The 334-nt window shown below is 50.0% G+C and carries 1 protein-coding gene; it reads left to right on the top strand.

Annotated features, from left to right (window positions below; genetic code table 11):
- On the top strand, positions 1-334 hold a 334-nt coding region (locus LZP73_RS19585), incomplete at both ends, for a hypothetical protein (protein WP_234236589.1).

Here is a 334-nt window from a genome sequence, read left to right as displayed (position 1 = left end):
GCTCTGGGATCATCTGGGGAATAATCAGGTGCTGTCGGTAAACAGATTGGTTTACTTTTCATTGCTGAAAAAATTGTTCCAGGCAATGAACCTCTGCCAGATCCCCGGACGTGCAGGAGCACTGCTTACGACGCTTCTTCGCCATATATCGATACTCAACGGGTTTGACAATCTGATGGCTCAGCCGTTGTTGTCAGATGAGCCCCTGACAGCGCTGTTGGATCATTATCTTGATACTGATGCTCTGGCAGACGGGCTACCGCTGTATGTGTCGCTGTACCCCACGGAAGGGGGAATGCAGGATATTATTGACTGCATTCGTGCTGAACTGGGT

The sequence above is a fragment of the Shewanella sp. AS16 genome (assembly GCF_021412365.1).
GTDB lineage: Bacteria > Pseudomonadota > Gammaproteobacteria > Enterobacterales > Shewanellaceae > Shewanella > Shewanella salipaludis.
This window is presented reverse-complemented; position numbering and strand designations above follow the sequence as displayed.